Origin of the sequence: Propylenella binzhouense, from assembly GCF_009866965.1 — a bacterium.
GTDB classification, from domain to species: domain Bacteria; phylum Pseudomonadota; class Alphaproteobacteria; order Rhizobiales; family Afifellaceae; genus Propylenella; species Propylenella binzhouense.
The window spans coordinates 107,705-127,014 of record NZ_SPKJ01000002.1 but is presented as its reverse complement, the minus strand read 5'-3'; the positions used below and the strand labels follow the sequence as shown (position 1 = coordinate 127,014).

Below are 19,310 nucleotides of genomic sequence, written 5' to 3'. Positions count from 1 at the left end.
CCTTCCCTTGTCTCTGCAATGTCGGCGGCGCCGCATCCTGTTGCCGGCTGCCGATCAAGAGTCCGTTCACTCCGGGCCGCTAATAGTTCTTGACTCGAGGCGAGCTCGAAAGGCTATCCGACTCATGCTCAAGGTCTATAGCTGCATTGCGACCCAGCACGACCTGCGCCTGGTGGTGCTGGCGGTGCTGATGTGCGGCCTCGCCTCGGGCACGGCCATCAACCTGCTGCATCACGGCGGGTCCAGCTCGCGATTCATGCGCCGCATCTGGATCTCGATTGCCGCCATCGCCAGCGGATTCGGCATCTGGGCGACCCACTTCATCGCGATGCTGGCCTTCGTGCCGCCGGTTCCGACCGGCTACGACCTCGACCTCACGCTCGCGTCGCTCCTGGTGGCGATCTGCGTCACGGGGATCGGGTTCGCCTGCGCGCTTTCCCGGATTCCGCATGGCCGGCTCATCGGCGGCGCGATCGCCGGCGCCGGCGTCGCGGTCATGCACTATACCGGCATGGCGGCGTTCGAGATCGCCGGCCGGATCGTCTGGGATCCGAGCCTCGTCGCCGCTTCGCTGGCCTTCGCCGTCCTGTTCGGTGCAGCGAGCCTTGCCGTCGGCCTCCGCTCCCGGGCCTTCCGCTGGAAGGCCGGAGGCGCCGCCTTGCTCACCGTGGCGATCTGCAGCCTCCATTTCACCGCGATGGGCGCCGCCTCGATCGTCCCGGACCCGGCGATCCACGTGCCCGATCCGGCGCTTCCGTCAGGCATGCTCGCCGTCGCGGTCGCGCTCGTCTCCACGCTCATCATCCTGCTCGCGCTCGGCGCGCTCTGGCTCGATCTTCGGGAGCACCGCAACGCCGCGCGCGAGGCGGACCGGATGCGCGATCTCGCCGACGCCGCGGTCGAGGGGCTGGTGGTCTGCAAGGGCCGGACGATCGCCGCCGCCAACAGCAGCTTCGCGGAGCTCGTCGGGCGCGACCGGCAGGCCCTGCTCGGGCGCAACATCGAGACGATCTTTCCCGCCCTCTCGGAGACGGAGCTCCGGGGGATCGGCACGGTCCCGGTCGAATCGACGTTGCGGCAGGCGGACGGCCGCTCGGTTCCCGTCGAGCTCATCCAGCGCGACATCGTCTATGCCGGCGAGCCGCACAGGGTTCTCGCGGTGCGCGATCTCAGCGAGCGCAAGAAGGCCGAGGAGGAGATCTATTTCCTCGCCCACCACGATCCGCTCACCAAGCTGCCGAACCGCACAAGCTTCAACAAGCGCCTGGAAGCGGAGATCGCGGCGCACCGCGGCGGCCGGCGGCTGCTGGCGGTCCTCTTCCTCGACCTCGACCGCTTCAAGGAGGTGAACGACCTCTTCGGCCATCCGGCGGGCGATTCCGTCCTGCAATATGTCGCGGAGCGGGTCCAGAGCGTGCTCAGCCCGGACGCGCTCGTCGCGCGGCTCGGCGGCGACGAGTTCGCCATCATCGCTCCGGACCTGGCAGATGCGGGCGCCGCGGCCGAAATCGCCGAGGCCGTCCTCCGCGCCTTCGACAAGGAGACGGAGCAGCTGCCGAAGGGGTTCGCGGTCCGGACGAGCATCGGCATCGCGCTCTTCCCCGGCGACGCGCCCGATCGCGCGACGCTTCTCAGCCATGCCGATGCCGCGCTCTACGCCGCGAAGGCGGAGGGCCGCGGCGTCTACTGCTTCTTCGAGCCCTCGATGGGTGCCCATCTCCGCGACCGGCGTCAGCTCGAGCACGACATACGGCACGCCGTCGCCCGCGGCGAGCTCAGCCTCGTCTACCAGCCGCAGGCCGATCTCCAGACGGGCGAGGTCGTCGGCTTCGAGGCGCTCCTGCGCTGGGAGCACGGCACGAAGGGAGCGATTTCGCCGGCGGAGTTCATACCGATCGCCGAGGATTGCGGCGCGATCGTCCAGATCGGCGAATGGGTTCTGCGCACCGCCTGCGCGGAAGCCGCCCGCTGGCAGCGGCCGCTGATGATCGCCGTCAACGTCTCGCCGGTCCAGATCCACAGCGGGAGCCTCGCCCTGATCGTCGAGGAGGTGCTGAAGGAAACCGGCCTCGCGCCGTCCCGGCTCGAGATCGAGATCACGGAATCGGCGCTCATCAAGGATGTCGGCCGGACGCTGACGGCGCTTCGCCAGTTGCGGGCGCTCGGCGTCCATATCGCCATGGACGATTTCGGCACGGGCTATTCGTCGCTCTCGAACCTGCGCGCCTTCCCCTTCGACAAGATCAAGATCGACCAGTCGTTCGTCCGCTCGGTGGACAGCAGCGCCGAGGCGGCCGCCATCGTGCGTGCCGTCGTCGGCCTGGCGCGCGGCCTCAACCTGCCGGTCCTGGCGGAGGGCGTCGAGACGGAGGACGAGCTGAAATTCCTGCGGGCGGTGGATTGCAGCGCGGTGCAGGGCTACCTGCTGGGGCGCCCGGGGCCAATGTCGGAGTTCACCGGGCATCTCGCGGAGGACGTCGTCTCGCACCCCCGGCGGCTGGCCGGCGGCCCTGCCCGGACGCGGCAGCGCGGCGCCGCCTGAGCCGGCGCCGGCAAAGCGCCCGCCGGCCGGCCGGTCACGTAAGGCCGAGGATCCGCCTGGCGTTGCCCCCGGCGAGCGCGGAGACCGTGGCCTCGTCGAATTCCTCCACCGATCGGATGTGGCCGATCGGATCCGACTCGGCCATGTCGAACGGATAGTCCGTCCCCATCACGATCCTGTCCGCGCCGAACACCTCGACGAGGTTCCTGAGCTGGTGGGGCGTGAAGACGACCGTGTCGAAATAGACCTTCCGCAGATAGCTCGTCGGCGGATTGGGCAGCTCGCCGCGCGTGTCCGAGCGGGCGCCCCAGGCATGGTCGATGCGGCCCGAATAGCTGGCGAGGTAGCCGCCGCCATGAACGGCGAGGATCTTCAGGCCGGGATGCCGCTCCAGCACGCCGTCGAAGATCAGGTAGTGGAGCGCGAGCGTGGTGTCGAACGGATTGCCGACCACGTTGTTGAAGTAGAAGCGGGTGAGGCGCTGTCCCTCGGTGAAGCCGTTCGGGTGGATGACGACGAGGATGCCGAGCGCTTCCGCCTTCGCCCAGAACGGCTCGAAGGCGGGATCCGACAGTTCGCGGCCGGCGACGTTGGTGAGGATCTGGACGCCCCGGAAGCCGTGCTCGCGCACGCAGCGCTCGAGCTCCTTCGCGGCCTCCTCGCCGTCCGGCAGCGGCACCGTGCCGAAGCCGATGAACCGGTCCGGGCGGCCCGCGACGAATTCGGCGACCCCGTCATTGACGATCTGCGCCGCCTTCACGCCGATCTCGATCGGCACCGTGTAATAGCATTGCGGCGGCGGCGGCTTCACCACCTGGACGTCGATGCCCATCGCCTCCAGGTCCGCCAGCCGCTCGTCATAGGTGACGAAGCGGGAGGCGCGGTCGGCCTCCTGCCGCTGGTTCAGCTCCTTGGTGTCGGGGGTCGCGAAATGCGCGAGCGGGACCGTCGACCAGTCGAGATAGGGCTTCACCAGCTCTGCCGCGGCCGGAACGGCGACATGGGAGTGGAGGTCGACCGTCGTCGTTTGCGGCCGGGTCTCGCGGCCGGGACGCCCGTGGGTCCGCGCGGCGGTCGGGCCGTACCGGTTCCAAAGCTCTGGCATCTTGGGGCGTTCTCCTCGGTGGGCTGGGCGGCGGATCAGAAGATCCCGAGATTCTGGGCGACGAGGGCGTGATCGGCCGCCACTTCGGCGGCGGACCCGCGGAATGCGACGCGGCCGGTATTGATGATCACGACGTCGTCGGCGAGTTCGAGCGTGAGCTTGAGGTTCTGCTCGACGAGGACGATCGAGAGGCCGTCCGCCTTGAGCCGCCCGATGATCCGGCCGACATCGGCCACGATCTGCGGCGCGAGGCCTTCCGACGGCTCGTCCATCAGGAGGACGCGGGGATTGCCCATCAGCGCGCGCCCGATCGCGAGCATCTGCTGCTCGCCGCCGGAAAGGAGGCCCGCGGTCTGGTTCCGGCGCTCGCTGAGGCGCGGAAACATCTCGAACACCCGCTCCTCGGTCCAGGGCGCCGCTCCCGTGCGCCGCGGCCTGCGGGCGGCCACCGCGAGGTTCTCGCGCACGGTGAGGGTGCGGAAGACGCGCCGGCCCTGCGGCACGAGGGAGACGCCGCAGGCCGCGATCCGCTCCGGCGGATAGCGCGTCACCGCCTCGCCGAAGAGCTCGACCTCGCCCGCGCGCGCGCCGAGCAGGCCCACCACGACGTTCATGCAGGTCGACTTGCCGGCGCCGTTCCTGCCGAGGAGGCCGAGAAGCCTGCCCTCGGCGAGCTCGAACGACACGCCGTGCAGGACGTGGCTGTCGCCGTAGCAGGCGTCCACGTTGCGCAGGCTGAGGGCGCTACGCGCCAAGATAGACCTCCCTGGTGCGCGCGTCCGCCACCACTTCGGCCCGCGTGCCCTCCACGATCACCTCGCCGAAATGGAGGACGGTGATGCGGTCGGCGAATTCGAGTGCGACGTCCATGTCGTGCTCGATCATCACCACCGTCACGTCGCGCGGTAGCGCCGCGAGAAGCGTGCTCATCTCCCGCCGCTCCTCCAGCGAAAGGCCGGCGAGCGGCTCGTCGAGCAGGAGCACCTTCGGCTCCTGCGCGAGCGCCATCGCGATCTCGACGCGGCGGCGCTCGCCGTAGGAGGTCTCGGAAAGCGCGCGCTCGGCGAGACGGTCGAGCCCCACCCGGGCGAGCGCAGCGAGCGCCCGTTCGCGAAGGTCGCGCCGCCGGTCGAGGTCGGCGAACGGGTTCCACCGCAGCGGCGAGAGCCCGAGCAGCGCGAGCATCACGTTCCGGATCAGCGTGTCGCGCGGGAAGAGCGTGATGATCTGGAAGGTGCGCGCCATGCCGAGATGCGCCCGCTGGCGCGCCGGGATCCGGGTGATGTCGCGCCCGAACAGCCGGATCGTGCCGCTGTTCGAGCGGATGTCGCCGGTGATCTGGTTGAAGAGCGTCGTCTTGCCGGCGCCGTTCGGCCCGATGATGAGCCGCCGCTCGCCGGGCGCCACCACGAGGTTCACGTTCCTAGTGACCCGCAGCCCGCCGAACGACTTGCAGAGGTCCTCGAGCACCAGCGCGCTCATCGCCCCGCCGTCCCCGGGCTGGCGGCGGCCTCCGCCGCGGCCGGCCCGCTCCCGGCGCGAAGCCCGCGATAGCCGCGCCGGACCAGCCGCGCCGCGCCCGGCACGAGCCCCTCCGGCATGAACACGATGATGAGCACGAAGATGATGCCGAGCACCATGTTCCAGCGCTCGACATAGGCGCTCGCCACGTTCTTCATCACGACCACGATGGCGGCGCCGGCGACCGGGCCGAACAGCGTCCCGACCCCGCCGGAGATCACCATCAGGAGCACCTCGGCGGAGGTCTGCAGCGCGACCACCTGCGGGCTGATGAACTGGTTGTAGTAGACGAAGAGCAGTCCCGCGACGCCGGTCCAGAACCCGGAGAACAGGAAGGCGAGGAAGCGGACGAGCCAGACATTGTAGCCGAGCGTCCGCATCCGCCGCGGCTGGTCGCGCGTGCCGCGGACGCTCGCGCCGAAGGGCGAGCGGACGAAGAGGCGCATCGAGGCGAGGCAGAGCAGGAACACGGCGAAGGTGGCGAGGTAGAACGCGTCCGGGCTCGACAGGTGCAGGCCGAGCGGCGCCGGGCGGTCGGCGAGCTTCACCCCGTTGTCGCCGTTCGTGAGGCTCGCCCAGCGATAGGCGATCCCCCACAGGATCTGGCCGAGCGCGAGCGTGATCATCAGGAAGCCGATGCCGGTCGCCCGCAGCGCCAGGAGCGCGAAGATCGCCGTCGTGGCGAGCGTGGCGAGAAGGGCCGCGACGATCGCGGCGGCGTGGCCGGCGCCGGCGGCGAGCATCAGCCCGGCCGTGTAGCCCGCCATGCCGAACAGGCCGGCATGGCCGAGCGAGGTGAGGCCCGCATAGCCGACCAGCACGTTGAGGGCGAGCGCGAAGACCGCCCAGAACAGGATCTGGCTCGCGATGTTGACATAATAGGGATTGGCCATCCACCAGGGCAGCGCGGCGAGCACAGCGAGCGCCGCCCCGAGGCAGAGAGCCCGCACGGCGCCCGGCGGCATCACCCGACCCTGCCGAAAAGGCCCTGCGGCCTGAGCACGAGGATCAGGAGCATCGGCAGGAACAGGATCACGTAGGCGAGGTCGGGAAAGAGCGCCTGGCCGAAATTGTAGAGGAAGCCGATGATGAAGCTGCCGAGCAGCGCGCCGGCCAGGCTGCCTGCGCCGCCCAGGATGACGATGATGAGCGCGAGCGGCAGCATGTCCGCGTCGAGCCCGGGATAGATCGAGAGATAGGGCGCGCCGATCACCCCGGCGAAGGCCGCGAGCCCCGCGCCGAGGCAGAAGATCAGCGTGAAGAGCTGCGACACCTTGATGCCCATCACCCGCGCGATCGCCGGATCGTCGACGCCGGCGCGGATCATCGCCCCCAGCCGCGTCCGTTCGATCATCAGCCAGAGCGCGACGGCCACGACCACGGCGATCGCCACGATCGCCAGGCGGAAGATCGGGAAGAACATGCCGAAGGCCCGGAACGCGCCGGCGAGGCCGGGCGGCGTCGGCGGCTGGATCGGGTCGCCGGTCCACACCATCAGGCAGAGATCGGCGACGACGAAGGAGAGGCCAAGGGTGAGGAGCACCTGCGCGAGGTCCTGCCCCGCCAGCCGGCGGAGCAGGAAGCGCTCGATCAGGCCGCCGATCACCACCATGGCGGCCGCGCTGAGAAGGGCGGCCGCCCAGAAGTTCATCCCGCGGGCGAGAAAGGTCGCCCCCAGATAGGCGCCGAGCATGAAGAAGGAGCCGTGCATCAGGTTCGGGATCCGCATCAATCCGAAGATCAGCGAGAACCCGGCCGACAGCAGGAACAGCAGGCCGCCCATCGTGATGCTGTTCACCGCCAGGAGCAGCCAGAAGAGCATTCCCGCCGACGTCCTTCTTCCGCCGCCCGCCGCCCGGCCGGCTATTCGAGGTTCTTCGCGGGCGGGAAGTCGCGCGAATAGACCGGGTTCTTGAGGAACTCGGCCGGATCGTAGGTCCAGAACTGGCTGACGTCGGGATAGGTCTTGATGATCGTGTTCACCAGCGCGCCGTCCTTCCGCTCGCATTTCCGGATGTAGACGTTGCCGACGATGTTGCCGTATTCGTCGAAGGCGACCGGGCCGCGCGGCGTGTCGGTGAGCTGCACGGTGCGCAGCGCCTCCATGAACGCCTCCTTGTCGCCGGCCTTGTCGCCCGCCTTCTCGAGCGCCCCCTCCACGCACTGGCCGGCGATGTACATGCCGGCGGAATAGCCGCCCGGAACGACCTGGTAGTCCTTGGCCATCGCCTCGACGAAGCGCGCATTGCTCGGCGTGTCGATGGTCGGCGAATAGAAGTGCGCGGACACCACCCCCACCGCCTCGTCGCCGAGGCTCTTGAGGAGCGCGTCGTCCATCGCGGTCCAGCCGCCGGTGAGCGGAATGCTGCCCTTCAGGCCGAGATCGGCATAAGCGCGCATGAACTTCACCGGGTTGGAGCCGGCGAAGCCGGTGAAGACGCCGTCCACGTCGCCGATCTGCGCGATGAAAGGCGTGTAGTCCGGGGTGACGAGCGGCGGCCAGAGCTTGCGGACGACCTTGCCGCCGGCGTCCTCGAACGTGCGCTGGAAGGCGGCGACCTGCTCGTGGCCGAAGGCGAAGTCCTCCGAGATCGTCGCCATGCGCTTCAGGCCCATGTCCTTGGCGGCGTAATCGCCCATGGCATGCGAGCACTGCCCGGAGGTCGCGGACGGCCGCACCACCCAGGGATTGGCGTGGCGCTGGGTGACGTCCTCGGCCGCCGCCAGGCTGATGAGGGGCGTCGTGTGCTCCCGGACGTAGTCGGTGATGGCCAGGAGCTCGAAGGCGGCGAGCGGCCCGAGGATGACGTTGACGCTGTCGCGCTCCACGAGCTCCTGCGCCTTGGTCTTGGCGCCGGCAGGGTTGCCGCCGGTATCCGCCACGATGAGCTCGACCTTGCGGCCGGCGAGCGTGCTTCCCTTCTCCTTCAGGAGGGTCTGGATGCCCTGCTCCATCTGGATTCCGCCCTGGGCGAGCGGGCCGGTCTTCACGGTCAGGAGACCGATCTTGAACGGCGCTCCCTGGGCCCGGAGCACGGCCGGCGCCGCGACCATTGCGGTCGAGGCGAGCATTCCTTTCAGGACGGTTCTGCGTCGGATCGTCATCTGCGGTTCCTCCCACGTCTGTGCGGGTCCAGCGGGCCGCTGTCCGGCCTCGTCTGTTCTTCGGTGCCGGCCGTGCCGGCGGTCGTCAGCCTCCCCTCGGTGCCGTTCCGGGCCGGTCCGCCGGGATGACGGGCAACAGCAGGCAGGGCGGGTTCGCCCCCGGGAAGTGCAGCGTGGTCCGCCCGCCGAAGACCTCGTGCGGCCGGTCCGCCGGGTCGTCGTGAAGGAACGGCCCGCAGCCGGTCAGCTCGTTCTTGAAGTTGGAGAGCCGCCCGCCGCTTCCGCCCGGATAGACGTAGTCGCGGCCGCGCACGGAAAGCCCGATCCGGTAGCCCGCCGGCACCACGATCGAGGTGGGCCAGATCTCGACGTCGAGCTCGACCGGTTCCCCGGGCGTGAGCTTCTGCACCTCGTCATGGCTGTGGTAGGGCCGCCACGGCAGCGTCAGCGCGGCATCGAGCTTCCTGTGGGAGGCGCGCAGCCATCCCTGGCCGACCGGCGTGTGCGGGTCGATCGCGCCCTGGAACGTGACCTCCCTGAGGTCCGGCGCGAAGACCCGGAGCACCAGGAAGATGTCGGCGTCCTCGGTCGAGGACGAGACGACGAGCTTCGCGGCGGCCGGGCCGGTGATCTCCGTCTCGGCCTCGAGCGGCGGCGTCAGGAAGGTGAGCCCGTCCCCGAGCGCGTCGAAGGTGACCGTGGCGGCAGCCTCGGGCGGCGCCGCCCGCAGCGCTCCTCCGGCCGGATCGAGATAGAGCTTGGTCCAGACCGTCCCCGCGAGCGGCCAGGCCGTCTCGGCGCGCTCCACGAAGCGCTCGCCGGGATGGCGCACCTGCAGCAGCACCTTCGGCTGCGCATCCCATCCGTTCGCCTCCCCTTTCAGGAAATGGTCGAAGAAGCGGAGCTGAAGGGTGCGGCCGTAATCGGTGTAGAAGTGCGTCCAGTGCTCGATGCCGTGCACCTCGAGCCATTTCTGCGTGGACGCGGCGCGCATGAACGCCTCGAAATTCCCGCGCGGATGGAGCCCCTGGCCGCCCCAGTTCGCCGCCGAGAGGATCGGCACGGTCACCTTCGACCAGTCGGGCGAGCGGGCGCGGTGATAGTCGTCGTCGAGCGGATGCGCCCGGATTTCCCCGCCGAAATCGCAGCGGTTCGCGGCGAGCTCCTCCTCAGACAGGAGCTCCGGCCCGCAGACGAGCTCGCCGGTGACACGGCTCCTCTTGCCGCGCTCGCCGGCGCCGTACTGCACCGTCTTGACCTGCATGTCGTACCAGTTGGCCCAGAAGGTCGACAGGATGCCGCCGTGATGGGTCATGTCGCGGTACCAGTCGGCCGCCCCCTCCCACACGCAGATCGCGGCGAGGTGCGGCGGCTGCAGCGAGGCGACCTGCCACTGGTTGGTGCCGAAATAGGAGATGCCGTTGAGGCCGACCCTGCCGTTCGACCAGGGCTGCACGCCCGCCCATTCGATGCAGTCGTAGAAGTCCTTCCGCTCGCGCGGCGAGAACGGGTCGACATAGCCCGGCGAGCAGCCTGCCCCGCGGGAATCCACGCGCACGCAGGCATAGCCTTCCGGAACCCACTTCTCCGGATCGACCACCTCCCAGGCCTGGTAGCGGTTGCTCGACCCGGCCGGCACGTCCGGGTGCTGCGAGATCATGCGCTCCCACGCGCTCGGATAGCCGTCCTGGAACGCCAGGCCCTTCGCGTAGGGGCCGTAGGTCAGGATGACGGGATGGCGGGCCTCGGCCAGCGGCCGGAACACGTCGGCCCTCAGCACCAGGCCGTCATCCATGGTGATCGGAACGTTCCAGTCGACCCGCATGCCGTCGCGCTCCTCCGAGCGGGACTCGATTCCGGGCCGGGACGGATCGCCGGTGCCGTGCAACTGTGCCTCCCAGAGCCGGCTTTGTTGGTTGCAGCGAGAGTAGGATTCGCGCCCCTGCTCCGCAAACCATATTCCGTGCTGGCGCATATCAGCTTTTCTGATGATCGCGCCGGCGGATCCGCAGCCCCCACGCTCGGCCATGCCGGAACCGGCGCGCGCGGCGGAATTGGACAGGGACGGCCGCAATGCTACTGATCGCCCGATCAGAAGAAATGAAGGTGAGGAAGCGGGCATGAGGACAGGAGTTGCGGGTCTCGGCCGGATGGGGTCGGCAATCGCCGAGCGGCTGCTGGAAGTCGGCTACGAGGTGGTGGTCTGGAACCGCACGCCGGAGAAGACGAAGCCGCTCGTCGGGAAGGGCGCGCTGGCGGCCGCGGATCCGGCGGAGCTCGCCGGCGAATCCGATGTGGTGATCACGATCCTGACCGATGCCGGCGCGATCGACACCGTCTATCGCGGCGAGAACGGGCTCCTTGCCGGAGACCTGAAGGGCAAGCTCGTGATCGACATGAGCACGGTGCGCCCGGAGACCGAGAAGAGGCTCGCCGAGGATGTCCGTGCCGCGGGCGCGACCTTCGTCGAGTGTCCGGTCGGCGGCACCACCGGTCCGGCCCGCACCGGCAAGCTGATCGGCTTCATGGGCGGGGAGACGGCGGACGTGGAGCGTGCCCGGCCGGTCCTGGAGCAGCTCTGCCGGCGGCTCGACCATGTCGGCCCGGTCGGGGCGGGGGCGAGCGTCAAGCTCGCGATCAACCTGCCCCTCCTCGTCTATTACCAGGCGCTCGGCGAGGCCTATTCGCTGCTCCGCCATCTCGGCAACGATCCGGAGCTCGTCATGGAGATCTTCGCCGAGTCCTCCGGCGGGCCGAACATCCTGAAGTCGCGCGGCGCCGCCATCGGGCGCGTGATCGCCGGCGACGAGCCGGGACCGGCGACCTTCGACGTCGATTCGATCCGCAAGGACCTCAGGACGATGATCGAGGAGGCGCGGTCGCGCGGGTTCGAACTGCCGCTCGTCGCATGCGCGCTCGGCGTCTATGACGAGGCGAGCGCGAGCGGTCTCGGCGGGAAGGACAGCTCCGCACTCGCCGCCTACTGGCCGGCGCGCACGAACCGGGCCTGAACCGCCCGGGCGCGCCCGCGGCCAGGCATGAGGCCGGAAAACCCCGGCCCGCCTGGACAAGGCGGATCAGGACGGTCTCGACTCGCGCTGCAATTTAAGCGAAGCTTCGCGGCGACAATCCGCCTTCGCAGGTTGCAAGCCGCATGGGGAAGGGTGCGCCGCTCGGCGGAGCGATGCGGGCAGGAGCGGCGCTCCTGCTCGCGCTCTATCTCCGCCCAGGCGAGGCGCATGCCGGCGCCTGGACGCTTGATCGCGCGGCGGGCCAGATCATTTTCTCCTTCACGGCAAAGGACGCGACGCAGGCCTTCGATGCCGGCGGCGACGTGGTCGGCCGGCCGACGCATCGCAAGCGCGAGATCGCGGCCCTCGTCGAATACGGCGCGACCGACTGGCTGACGCTGATCTTCTCGCCGACGATCGAGCGCACCACCATCGGCGCTCCGACGGACGCGCGCTACCTGGGCCCCGGCTACACCGAGTTCGGCGCCCGGACGCGGCTCCTGCGGACCGAGGCCTGGGTCGGGTCGGTCCAGGTGCTCGGGCGCGTCGCCGGCGCATCCGACGGGGGAAATCCGGCCGAGGCCGGGAAGACCGAGCACATGATCGACGCGCGGGTGCTGCTCGGCCGCTCCGTTACGCTCTGGGACAGGCCCGGCTTCCTCGACCTCCAGGCCGGCTACCGCGTCCCGCTTGCCGACGGGCCGGGCGAGTTCCGGCTCGAGGGCACGGCCGGCCTGCGGCTTCGCCCCGGCCTCCTCCTGATGGTGCAATCCTTCAATGCGCTCTCCGACGGCGGAGGCCGGCCCGGCGACCGCCCGCGCCGCCACGAGGTCGAGCTCAGCGCGGTCTGGGATTTCGGACGCCGATGGTCCGTCCAGATCGGCGGCATCGCCACCGTGGCCGGACGCGAGACGCTCAAGGAGCGTGGCCTCGTCGCGGCCGTCTGGCACAGGTTCTGACCGTCCGCTCACAATCCGGTACGGCTCCATCCGGAGCCGCTTCGTTCGGAACCGCTTCGTCCGGAACCGCCTCGCAGGCGCAGCATTCCCCTCCCGGTCGAGGCGGGACGAGACGGGAGACTGCGTGAGCGATTATGACGTCCTGATCGTGGGCGGCGGACCGGCCGGGCTGAGCGCGGCCCTGATCCTCGGCCGCGCGCTGCGGCGGGTCCTTCTGTGCGACGAAGGGAAGGGCCGGAACGCGGCCTCGCACGAGCTGCACGGCTTCCTCACCCGCGACTGCACCCATCCAAGCGAGCTCCGCCAGACCGGGCGCGACCAGCTTCGGCGCTATCCGAATGTCGAGCTGCGCGAGGTCCGGGTGGAGGATGCGCGCAAAGAGGGGGCGCGCTACGCCGTCACGCTCGCCGGCGGCGAGACGGTCGGGTGCCGCAAGCTGCTCCTTGCGACCGGAATCCGCGACGACCTGCCGCCCATCGAGGGCGCCGAACGGTTCTACGGCAGGGGCGTCTATCATTGCCCCTATTGCGACGGCTGGGAGAACAGGGGCGCGCCGCTCGCCGTCTACGGACCGGAGGCGCACGGCGCGCGCCTGGCGATCGAGCTGCGCGGCTGGAGCGACGACATCGTGGTCTTCTCCGGGGAGTCCGCCGCGATCGGTCCCGAGCTCGCCGGCCGGCTCCGGCGCCACGGCATCGCGATCGAAGGGACGCCCGTCGCCGCGCTCGAGGGCGACGAATGCCTCCGGGCGATCCGGCTCGCCGACGGACGGGTCCTGGAGCGGAAGGCGCTCTTCTTCGCGATGCCGGACCGCCAGGCCTCGGATCTCGCCGAGCGCCTCGGCTGCCGGTTCACGCGCCGCGGCGCGGTCGACACCGGCACCTACGAGACGACCAACGTGCCCGGCCTCTATGTCGCCGGCGATTCCTCGCGCCATGTCCAGCTCGCCATCGTCGCGGCGAGCGAGGGCGCGATGGCGGCGTTCGCGATCAATTCCGAGCTGCTCGCGGAAGACTTTCCCTAGCGAGCGGGCCCTAGCGAGCGGGCCCTAGCGAGCGGGCCCTAGCAAACGGGCCCTAGCCCCCGTCTCACGCGTCGGCGGGAGTGCCGGCCGTCGCGATGACGCCCTCGCGGTCGAGCCGCGCGATCTCGGCCGGCGCCAGCCCGAGATGCCGCGCGAGCACCGCGGCCGTCGCGCTGCCGAGGACGGGCGGCGGGATCGACGCCGTGGCCGGCTCGCCGACGAACTTCACCGGGTTCGCCATGACGCGCAGCGGCCCGCCCGCCCGCGCCGGCATCTCCTCGATCATCGCGCGGTGCCGGAGCTGCGGATCCGCCATCACCTTGTCGAGCGTGTTCACGACGCCGACCGGAATGCCCTCGGCCTCGAGCAGCGGCACCCATTCGTCGGCGCGGCGGCGGCGCATCGCGGCCTCGAGGAGCTCCGCCAGCGCGGCGCGGTTCTGGTGCCGCTCGCGGTTCGTCACGAAGCGGGGATCGTCGGCCAGGTGGTCGAGCCCGAGGACGCGGCAGAGGCCGCGCCACATGCGCTCGGTGTTGGCGGTGATCACGAGCTCGGTCCCTTCCGCGCAGGTGAAGCCGCGATAGGTCGGGATCGAATCGTGCGCCGTGCCCTGCCGTCCCGGCACCACGCCGGAATGGAGGAAATAGGCCGCCTGGTAGCAGAGCATCGCCGCCTGCACGTCGAGCATCGAGATGTCGCAGATGGCGCCCCTCCCGGTGATGCCCCGCCGCACCATCGCCGAGAGCGCGGCGATCGCCGCATACATGCCGGCGGAGAGGTCCCCGATCGGGATGCCGGAGCGGACCGCAGTGCCGCCCGGCTCGCCGGTGAGGCTCATGCCGCCGGAAAGCGCCTGCACGATCATGTCGTAGGCGGGCTTGTTGCGGTACGGCCCGTCCTGCCCGAAGCCCGAGATCGAGGCCCAGATCAGCCGCGGATGCTCTCTGCACAGCTCCGCCGCGGAGAGGCCGAGCCGGTCGAGCACGCCGGGGCGGAAGTTCTCCACCACGATGTCGCAGGTCGCGATCAGGTCGCGCGCGATGGCGAGGCCCCGCTCGCTCTTCAGGTTCACGACGATGCTGCTCTTGTTGCGGTTGATCGCGTGGAAATAGAGGCTCGACCCCTCGCGGAAATAAGGCGGGATGTGCCGCGCGAGGTCTCCCTCGGGGCTCTCCAGCTTGATGATCTCGGCCCCGAGATCGCCCAGGATCTGCGTGCAGTACGGGCCCGACAGGAACTGGGTGAGATCGAGAACGGTCACGCCTTCGAGCGGGCGCATGGCCGCGGCGGCGTCGTTTGGCATCGGCTCCACGTCCCGTCTGGCGCTAGCGTGTCAGGATGTGGATGGCGCAGGCGCCATGGTCGAAGCCGGAAATGCCGCCGCCGGTGGCGTGCGCCAGCCCGACCTTCGCGCCCGGCACCTGGCGCGGCCCGCATTCGCCGCGGAGCTGGCGGGTGATCTCGACCACCTGCGCCGCCCCGGTCGCGCCGATCGGATGCCCCTTCGAGATAAGGCCGCCCGACGGATTGACGGCGACCCGCCCGCCGATCTCGGTCGCCCCGCTGTCGATCAGCGCGCCCGCCTCGCCCTTCTTCGAGAAGCCGAAGGCGTCGTAATAGATGAGCTCCGCGATCGAGAACGCGTCGTGCACCTCGGCCACGTCGATGTCCTCGGGCCCGAGCCCCGCCTCCTCGTAGGCCTCCGCGGCGCCCCGGACGGTGATCTCCGGCGTCGTCATGTCGCGGAACCCGGCAGTGAAGCGACCGGAGGTCAGCTCGGAGGCGGCGACGAAGACGGGATCGCTCCGCAGCTTCCGCGCAAGCTTTTCTGAGGTGACGACGAGCGCCGCCGCCCCGTCGCCGGTCGGGCAGCACTGCAGCAGCGTGAACGGCTCCGCGATCATGCGGCTGCCGAGCACGTCCTCGACCGTCACGGCCTGGCGGTACTGGGCATCCGGATTGAGCGCCCCGTTCTTCCGGTTCTTCACCGACACCTTGGCGAGCTGCAGCTCGGTCAGGCCGTATTCGTGCATGTAGCGCTTGGCGCGCATGGCATAGAGGGCCGGCATCACGAGGCCTTGCGAGACCTCCCAGTCCTCCTTCTCGAGCGGCAGGGTGCCGCCGCCGAACTTGGTGAGCTTCTCGGCGCCGACGACCAGCACCGCCTCGTACTTGCCCGCGCGCACGGCGAGCACGGCCTGGGCGAGGGCCGAAGAGCTCGAGGAGCAGGCATTCTCGATATTCGTGACCGGGATGCCGGTCAGCCCCATCCGGCCGAGAATGCGCTGCCCGGCCATCATCCCGCCGAGGCTGGTGCCGCAATAGCAGGCCTGCAGGGCCTTCGGCTCGATCCCGGCATCGGCGATGGCCGCCTTGACGGCCGGCCAGCCGATATCGGCGAGCGACTTCTCGCGCATCTTGGCGAACGGGACCATTCCGACCCCGGCGATAGCGGCCCGGACCATCTCAGCCTTCCTTCTTCTCGAAAGCGAAGGTCTCCACCGGCCGCCCGTCCTCGTCGCGGCCGAGGACGGCGGTCGTGAGGGTCACGCGGTCGCCGATCCGGGGGCTCCCCCTCAGGTGTCCGAAGACGCGGGCGCCGTTGGGCAGGTCGACATAGCCGACGGAATAGGGGGTGAACCAGGGCGGCGGGGCGGCGTGGACGGTGGTCTCCGAATAGAGCGTGCCCGATCGCGGCATGTCCTCGGCCGCCTGGTCCGTCGAAGCGCAGCTCGGGCAGATGCCGATCGGCGGAAAGTAGACCAGCCCGCAATCGGCGCAGCGTGCGCCGCGCAGCACCGGCGCGCCGTCGGGGCCCCGGCCGACATGCAGCCGCTCCAGCCCCGACAGGGTCTCCGCGGTCACGACACTGAGCTTCTGCATCATCCACCTGTTCTGCATAAACGAACGATCGTTCTCTTATCGTTAGGCAACTCTGCGGCGGACGTCAACCCGGGTCGCGCAGCTTGACTTCCCGGTCCAAATGAGGTGAACCTCATAAGAGATCATATGTTCCTTATAATGGAACGGCATTGGCGCGGATGAGCGCCTGCCCGCAATCGGCCGAAGGGAGGAAGAGAAGATGGGCCATGCGCCGCGGATCGCGATCATCGGAGCGGGAATGGGAGGCCTCGTGGCTTATTCCGCGCTTCGGCAGCGCGGCATAGACAGCCATATCTTCGAGCAGGCGCCGCATTTCCTGCGTCTCGGCGCCGGCATCCAGATGAGCCCGAACGCCATGCGCGTCCTGCGTTCGCTCGGCCTGGAGGAGCGGGTCAAGGCCACCGCCTTCCGCCCCGGTTCCTGGAAGAACCGGACATGGGACACCGGCGCGATGCAGTTCGAACTTCCGCTCGGCGACGCCGCCTCGGCGAGATACGGAGCCGACTACCTCCTGATGCATCGCGGCGACCTGCACGAGGCCCTCGTCTCGATCGTGCCGGACGAGGCGATCAGCCTCGACAGGCGCGTGGTCGGGATCGAGACCCGTTCGGACGGCGTGGAGATCACGTTTCAGGACGGCACCCGGACCAGCGCCGATATCGTCGTCGGCGCCGACGGCGTGCACTCGCGCGTGCGCGAGACGCTGCTCGGGCCGGAAAAGCCCGATTACACCGGCCGCGTGGCCTACCGCGCCACCTTTCCGGTCGAACGCCTGTCGATGGAGATCGACGAATGCACCAAATGGTGGGGCGAGGACCGGCACATCGTGATCTATCTCACCACCGCCGCGCGGGACGAGGTCTACTTCGTCACCTCGCTGCCGGAGCCGGACTGGACGCTGGAATCCTGGTCGGCGAAGGGCGACGTGGACGTGCTGCGCAGCGCCTTCGCGTCCTTCCACCCGCAGGTGCGGGACGTGCTCCGCGCCTGCCCCGAGGTCAACAAGTGGGCGATCGTCGACCGCAAGCCGCTCCCGCACTGGCAGGACGGCCGGATGGTGATCCTCGGCGACGCGGCCCATCCGATGACGCCCTACATGGCCCAGGGTGCCGCCATGGCCATGGAGGACGGCGTCATGCTGGCGCGCTGCATCGCGGAGACGCCGGACGATGTCGCCGGCGCGCTCGCCCGCTTCGAGGCGACGCGGCAAGCGCGGGCTGCCCGCGTCCAGGCCGGGTCGCACGCCAATACCTGGATGCGCGAGCGGACAGACCCCGACTGGTGCTACGGCTATGACGTCCTGAACGCCCCGATCGCCTCCGGCGACCGCGCGCTCAACGCCGCCGCCGGCTGAGCCGTCGCGAGGCGCGATTGGCTATCGCTTGGGGCGCGCTCGGCCGAAATCGGGTCCGGCCACAGGCAGCGAACGGCTCAGGACGCCGCGCGGCTCCGCTCGGCCGACGCCCCGCCGGTGAGGCGCGTGATCTTGTCCGCGGTCGCGCGCACGGCCGCGATCAGCTTCTCCTGCAGGTCCTCGACGAAGCGCTGTTCGGGGATCGTCACGCTGACGTCGCCGATCACGGCACCCGTGCCGCTGAAGATCGGCGCCGCGATTCCGACCGCTCCGGTGATCCGCTGCCCGTGCGTGAGCGCATAGCCCTGGCGCCGGACCTGCTCCAGCACGGATCTCAGCCTGTTCGGATCGGTGATCGTCTCCGGCGTCAGCCTCTCGAGCGGCCCGGAAAGGATCGCCTCGCATTCCTGCTCCGGCAGGAACGCGAGAATGGCGAGACCGGTCGCGCCGGTATGGATCGGCGACCACTGGTTGAGGCGCACGGCATAGCGCAGCGGATGCGTGGACTCGATCGAGGCGACGAACACCATCTCCCGCCGCGTCGAATCGTAGAGGCCGAGGAGAACCGTCTCATTGTGCTCCTCGGCCAGTTCCTGCATCGCCGCCATGGCGAGCTTGCGGATCGGGATGCGGTCGGCCGAGAGATAGGCGAGGCGCAGGAAGCCCACGCCGATCCGGTAGCGCTGCGTGACCGGATCGCGGGTCACGTAGCCTTCGTCGACGAGGCCGTTCAGGATCCGGTGCGCGCTGCTCGGGGACACGTGCATCGATTCCGCCAGCTCGCGGACGCCGATCTCGGAATTTTCGGCCTCGAGGATCAGTTCGAGGCAGCGCAGGGTCTTGCTGACGGGATTTCGCTCGCGCGGCATGCTTTTCCCGGCCTTTCGCGGCGCTCCCGCCGTGCCGATTGTTTACGAAACTTCAAGGCGATGCGGAACCCGCCAGATGACGGAGCGGTCTCGTTCGGGACTGTCTCTAGGAAAGCGGTTCGAACCGATATCCCTCCTTCGACCGGCGCAGGCGTCCGAAGCCAGGAAAGGGCAGGTGCATGCCCCCGACGACGATCTCCCGCTCCGCCGTTTCCGCGAAGATGTTCCGGCGCTGCTCGGCGGCCGCCTGCGGCTCGACGTCCGCGACATAGCCCCAGTCCGGCACGGCGCATTGCAGCGCCGGCGCGTGGACGATGTCGCCCCAGATCAGGGTCTCGCCCACCCGGATGCCGGTATGCCCCGGCGTATGGCCCGGCAACGGAACCTGCCGCACGCCCGGCAGCGGCTCGACATCGGGAGCGACCGGGCGCAGCCGGTCGCCGAAGCGCTCCAAGAGCGCCGCCACCACCGGCCGCGAGCGCCCCTGGCCGACGGGCGCGCCGAGCGGGAAGCCGGGCCGCGTCCAGTAGGCGAGCTCCGCTTCGGGAACCAGGATCTCCGTCTCCGGAGGCGCCAGCCCCGCCAGCGTGACCAGCCCGCCGATATGGTCGATATGGAAATGGCTGAGGAAGATGCGGCCGGGCGCCTCGAAGCCGGCCGCGAGCCGGCGCGCCAGCGCACCCTCCACGCCCGGGATGGCGGTGCCCACCCCGGTGTCGACGAGGCAGGTGGAACCGTCCGCCGCCTCGAGCAGGAAGCAGTTCACGGTGACGGGCACGCTCTCGGAGAGTTGGCCGAGCAAAGCGGCTGCGCGCTCCGCGTCCGCGCCGGGGAAGTTCCCGACGGGGATCGGCAGCACGGCATCGCGGATCGCATGGATCCGGACGTCGCCGCAGTCCAGCACGTAGACGCGATCGGTCTCTTCCATCAGCGCGCG

General features: G+C 69.8%; 17 protein-coding genes. 5 read left to right on the top strand and 12 right to left on the bottom strand.

Annotated features, from left to right (window positions below):
- Positions 1 to 124: 124 nt before the first annotated feature.
- Positions 125 to 2,542 carry an EAL domain-containing protein gene (locus E4O86_RS01340; RefSeq protein WP_161138708.1) on the top strand — a complete coding sequence of 806 codons (2,418 nt, stop codon included), beginning with the start codon at positions 125 to 127 and terminating at the stop codon, positions 2,540 to 2,542.
- A gap of 34 nt (positions 2,543 to 2,576) precedes the next feature.
- Here the strand turns inward: E4O86_RS01340 and E4O86_RS01335 are convergent, their stop codons facing one another.
- From E4O86_RS01335 to E4O86_RS01305, 7 genes are all read right to left on the bottom strand, one after another.
- Positions 2,577 to 3,647: an amidohydrolase family protein gene (locus E4O86_RS01335; protein ID WP_161138707.1), complete on the bottom strand. Its 1,071-nt coding sequence runs from the start codon at positions 3,645 to 3,647 to the stop codon at positions 2,577 to 2,579.
- A gap of 35 nt (positions 3,648 to 3,682) precedes the next feature.
- Positions 3,683 to 4,402: an ABC transporter ATP-binding protein gene (locus tag E4O86_RS01330; RefSeq protein ID WP_205520575.1), complete on the bottom strand. Its 720-nt coding sequence runs from the start codon at positions 4,400 to 4,402 to the stop codon at positions 3,683 to 3,685.
- Complete coding sequence (locus E4O86_RS01325) at positions 4,392 to 5,129, bottom strand: ABC transporter ATP-binding protein (RefSeq protein WP_161138706.1); 738 nt, start codon at positions 5,127 to 5,129, stop codon at positions 4,392 to 4,394. Before E4O86_RS01325 ends, E4O86_RS01330 begins: the two co-directional genes overlap by 11 nt.
- On the bottom strand, positions 5,126 to 6,133 hold the full coding sequence (locus E4O86_RS01320; protein WP_161138705.1) for a branched-chain amino acid ABC transporter permease: 1,008 nt from the start codon (positions 6,131 to 6,133) through the stop codon (positions 5,126 to 5,128). The genes E4O86_RS01325 and E4O86_RS01320 overlap by 4 nt, the downstream gene beginning before the upstream one ends.
- A complete protein-coding gene (locus E4O86_RS01315; RefSeq protein ID WP_161138704.1) occupies positions 6,133 to 6,990 on the bottom strand; it encodes a branched-chain amino acid ABC transporter permease in 858 nt (285 codons plus the stop codon). The genes E4O86_RS01320 and E4O86_RS01315 overlap by 1 nt, the downstream gene beginning before the upstream one ends.
- Positions 6,991 to 7,031: 41 nt before the next feature.
- Positions 7,032 to 8,273 (bottom strand): ABC transporter substrate-binding protein, encoded by a 1,242-nt coding sequence (locus E4O86_RS01310; protein WP_246206073.1) that lies wholly within the window; start codon positions 8,271 to 8,273, stop codon positions 7,032 to 7,034.
- Positions 8,274 to 8,358: 85 nt separating this feature from the next.
- Positions 8,359 to 10,161, bottom strand: a complete 1,803-nt coding sequence (locus E4O86_RS01305; protein WP_205520573.1) for a CocE/NonD family hydrolase — start codon at positions 10,159 to 10,161, stop codon at positions 8,359 to 8,361.
- 100 nt (positions 10,162 to 10,261) lie between these two features.
- On the opposite strand from E4O86_RS01305, the gene E4O86_RS01300 reads away from it, so the two are divergent.
- The 3 genes from E4O86_RS01300 (at position 10,262) to E4O86_RS01295 (ending at position 13,267) form a co-directional block, all read left to right on the top strand.
- Positions 10,262 to 11,284 carry an NAD(P)-dependent oxidoreductase gene (locus tag E4O86_RS01300; protein ID WP_343039059.1) on the top strand — a complete coding sequence of 341 codons (1,023 nt, stop codon included), beginning with the start codon at positions 10,262 to 10,264 and terminating at the stop codon, positions 11,282 to 11,284.
- A 143-nt stretch (positions 11,285 to 11,427) separates the two neighbouring features.
- Positions 11,428 to 12,243, top strand: a complete 816-nt coding sequence (locus E4O86_RS23400) for a hypothetical protein (protein ID WP_246206071.1) — start codon at positions 11,428 to 11,430, stop codon at positions 12,241 to 12,243.
- Between the two features lie 124 nt (positions 12,244 to 12,367).
- The gene (locus E4O86_RS01295) at positions 12,368 to 13,267 is read left to right on the top strand and encodes an NAD(P)/FAD-dependent oxidoreductase (RefSeq protein WP_343039058.1); all 900 of its coding nucleotides are present in this window, start codon (positions 12,368 to 12,370) and stop codon (positions 13,265 to 13,267) included.
- A gap of 64 nt (positions 13,268 to 13,331) precedes the next feature.
- Here the strand turns inward: E4O86_RS01295 and E4O86_RS01290 are convergent, their stop codons facing one another.
- Genes E4O86_RS01290 through E4O86_RS01280 form a run of 3 tightly spaced genes read right to left on the bottom strand, consistent with a single transcriptional unit; the run spans position 13,332 to position 16,150 of the window.
- Positions 13,332 to 14,570, bottom strand: coding sequence for a CaiB/BaiF CoA transferase family protein (locus E4O86_RS01290; RefSeq protein WP_161138701.1), 1,239 nt, complete (start codon positions 14,568 to 14,570; stop codon positions 13,332 to 13,334).
- Between the two features lie 22 nt (positions 14,571 to 14,592).
- Positions 14,593 to 15,732, bottom strand: a complete 1,140-nt coding sequence (locus E4O86_RS01285; RefSeq protein ID WP_161138700.1) for a thiolase family protein — start codon at positions 15,730 to 15,732, stop codon at positions 14,593 to 14,595.
- 1 nt (position 15,733) lies between these two features.
- A complete protein-coding gene (locus E4O86_RS01280; protein WP_161138699.1) occupies positions 15,734 to 16,150 on the bottom strand; it encodes a Zn-ribbon domain-containing OB-fold protein in 417 nt (138 codons plus the stop codon).
- A gap of 199 nt (positions 16,151 to 16,349) precedes the next feature.
- Here E4O86_RS01280 and E4O86_RS01275 point away from each other — a divergent pair, with 199 nt between their 5' ends.
- A complete protein-coding gene (locus tag E4O86_RS01275; RefSeq protein ID WP_161138698.1) occupies positions 16,350 to 17,504 on the top strand; it encodes an FAD-dependent monooxygenase in 1,155 nt (384 codons plus the stop codon).
- Positions 17,505 to 17,581: 77 nt separating this feature from the next.
- Here the strand turns inward: E4O86_RS01275 and E4O86_RS01270 are convergent, their stop codons facing one another.
- Both E4O86_RS01270 and E4O86_RS01265 read right to left on the bottom strand, forming a co-directional pair.
- A complete protein-coding gene (locus E4O86_RS01270) occupies positions 17,582 to 18,373 on the bottom strand; it encodes an IclR family transcriptional regulator (RefSeq protein WP_161138697.1) in 792 nt (263 codons plus the stop codon).
- 106 nt (positions 18,374 to 18,479) lie between these two features.
- Entirely contained in the window at positions 18,480 to 19,301 is an 822-nt protein-coding gene (locus E4O86_RS01265) for an MBL fold metallo-hydrolase (protein ID WP_161138696.1), read from the bottom strand.
- Between the last annotated feature and the right edge of the window lie 9 nt (positions 19,302 to 19,310).

Bases quoted from the DNA above. Each gene is read 5' to 3' on its own strand.
- E4O86_RS01340 (WP_161138708.1), top strand. From the start codon at position 125: ATGCTCAAGGTCTATAGCTGCATTGCGACCCAGCACGACCTGCGCCTG.
- E4O86_RS01335 (WP_161138707.1), bottom strand. From the start codon at position 3,647: ATGCCAGAGCTTTGGAACCGGTACGGCCCGACCGCCGCGCGGACCCAC.
- E4O86_RS01325 (WP_161138706.1), bottom strand. From the start codon at position 5,129: ATGAGCGCGCTGGTGCTCGAGGACCTCTGCAAGTCGTTCGGCGGGCTG.
- E4O86_RS01320 (WP_161138705.1), bottom strand. From the start codon at position 6,133: ATGCCGCCGGGCGCCGTGCGGGCTCTCTGCCTCGGGGCGGCGCTCGCT.
- E4O86_RS01315 (WP_161138704.1), bottom strand. From the start codon at position 6,990: ATGCTCTTCTGGCTGCTCCTGGCGGTGAACAGCATCACGATGGGCGGC.
- E4O86_RS01310 (WP_246206073.1), bottom strand. From the start codon at position 8,273: ATGACGATCCGACGCAGAACCGTCCTGAAAGGAATGCTCGCCTCGACC.
- E4O86_RS01300 (WP_343039059.1), top strand. From the start codon at position 10,262: ATGATCGCGCCGGCGGATCCGCAGCCCCCACGCTCGGCCATGCCGGAA.
- E4O86_RS23400 (WP_246206071.1), top strand. From the start codon at position 11,428: ATGGGGAAGGGTGCGCCGCTCGGCGGAGCGATGCGGGCAGGAGCGGCG.
- E4O86_RS01290 (WP_161138701.1), bottom strand. From the start codon at position 14,570: ATGCCAAACGACGCCGCCGCGGCCATGCGCCCGCTCGAAGGCGTGACC.
- E4O86_RS01285 (WP_161138700.1), bottom strand. From the start codon at position 15,732: ATGGTCCGGGCCGCTATCGCCGGGGTCGGAATGGTCCCGTTCGCCAAG.
- E4O86_RS01280 (WP_161138699.1), bottom strand. From the start codon at position 16,150: ATGCAGAAGCTCAGTGTCGTGACCGCGGAGACCCTGTCGGGGCTGGAG.
- E4O86_RS01275 (WP_161138698.1), top strand. From the start codon at position 16,350: ATGGGCCATGCGCCGCGGATCGCGATCATCGGAGCGGGAATGGGAGGC.
- E4O86_RS01270 (WP_161138697.1), bottom strand. From the start codon at position 18,373: ATGCCGCGCGAGCGAAATCCCGTCAGCAAGACCCTGCGCTGCCTCGAA.
- E4O86_RS01265 (WP_161138696.1), bottom strand. From the start codon at position 19,301: ATGGAAGAGACCGATCGCGTCTACGTGCTGGACTGCGGCGACGTCCGG.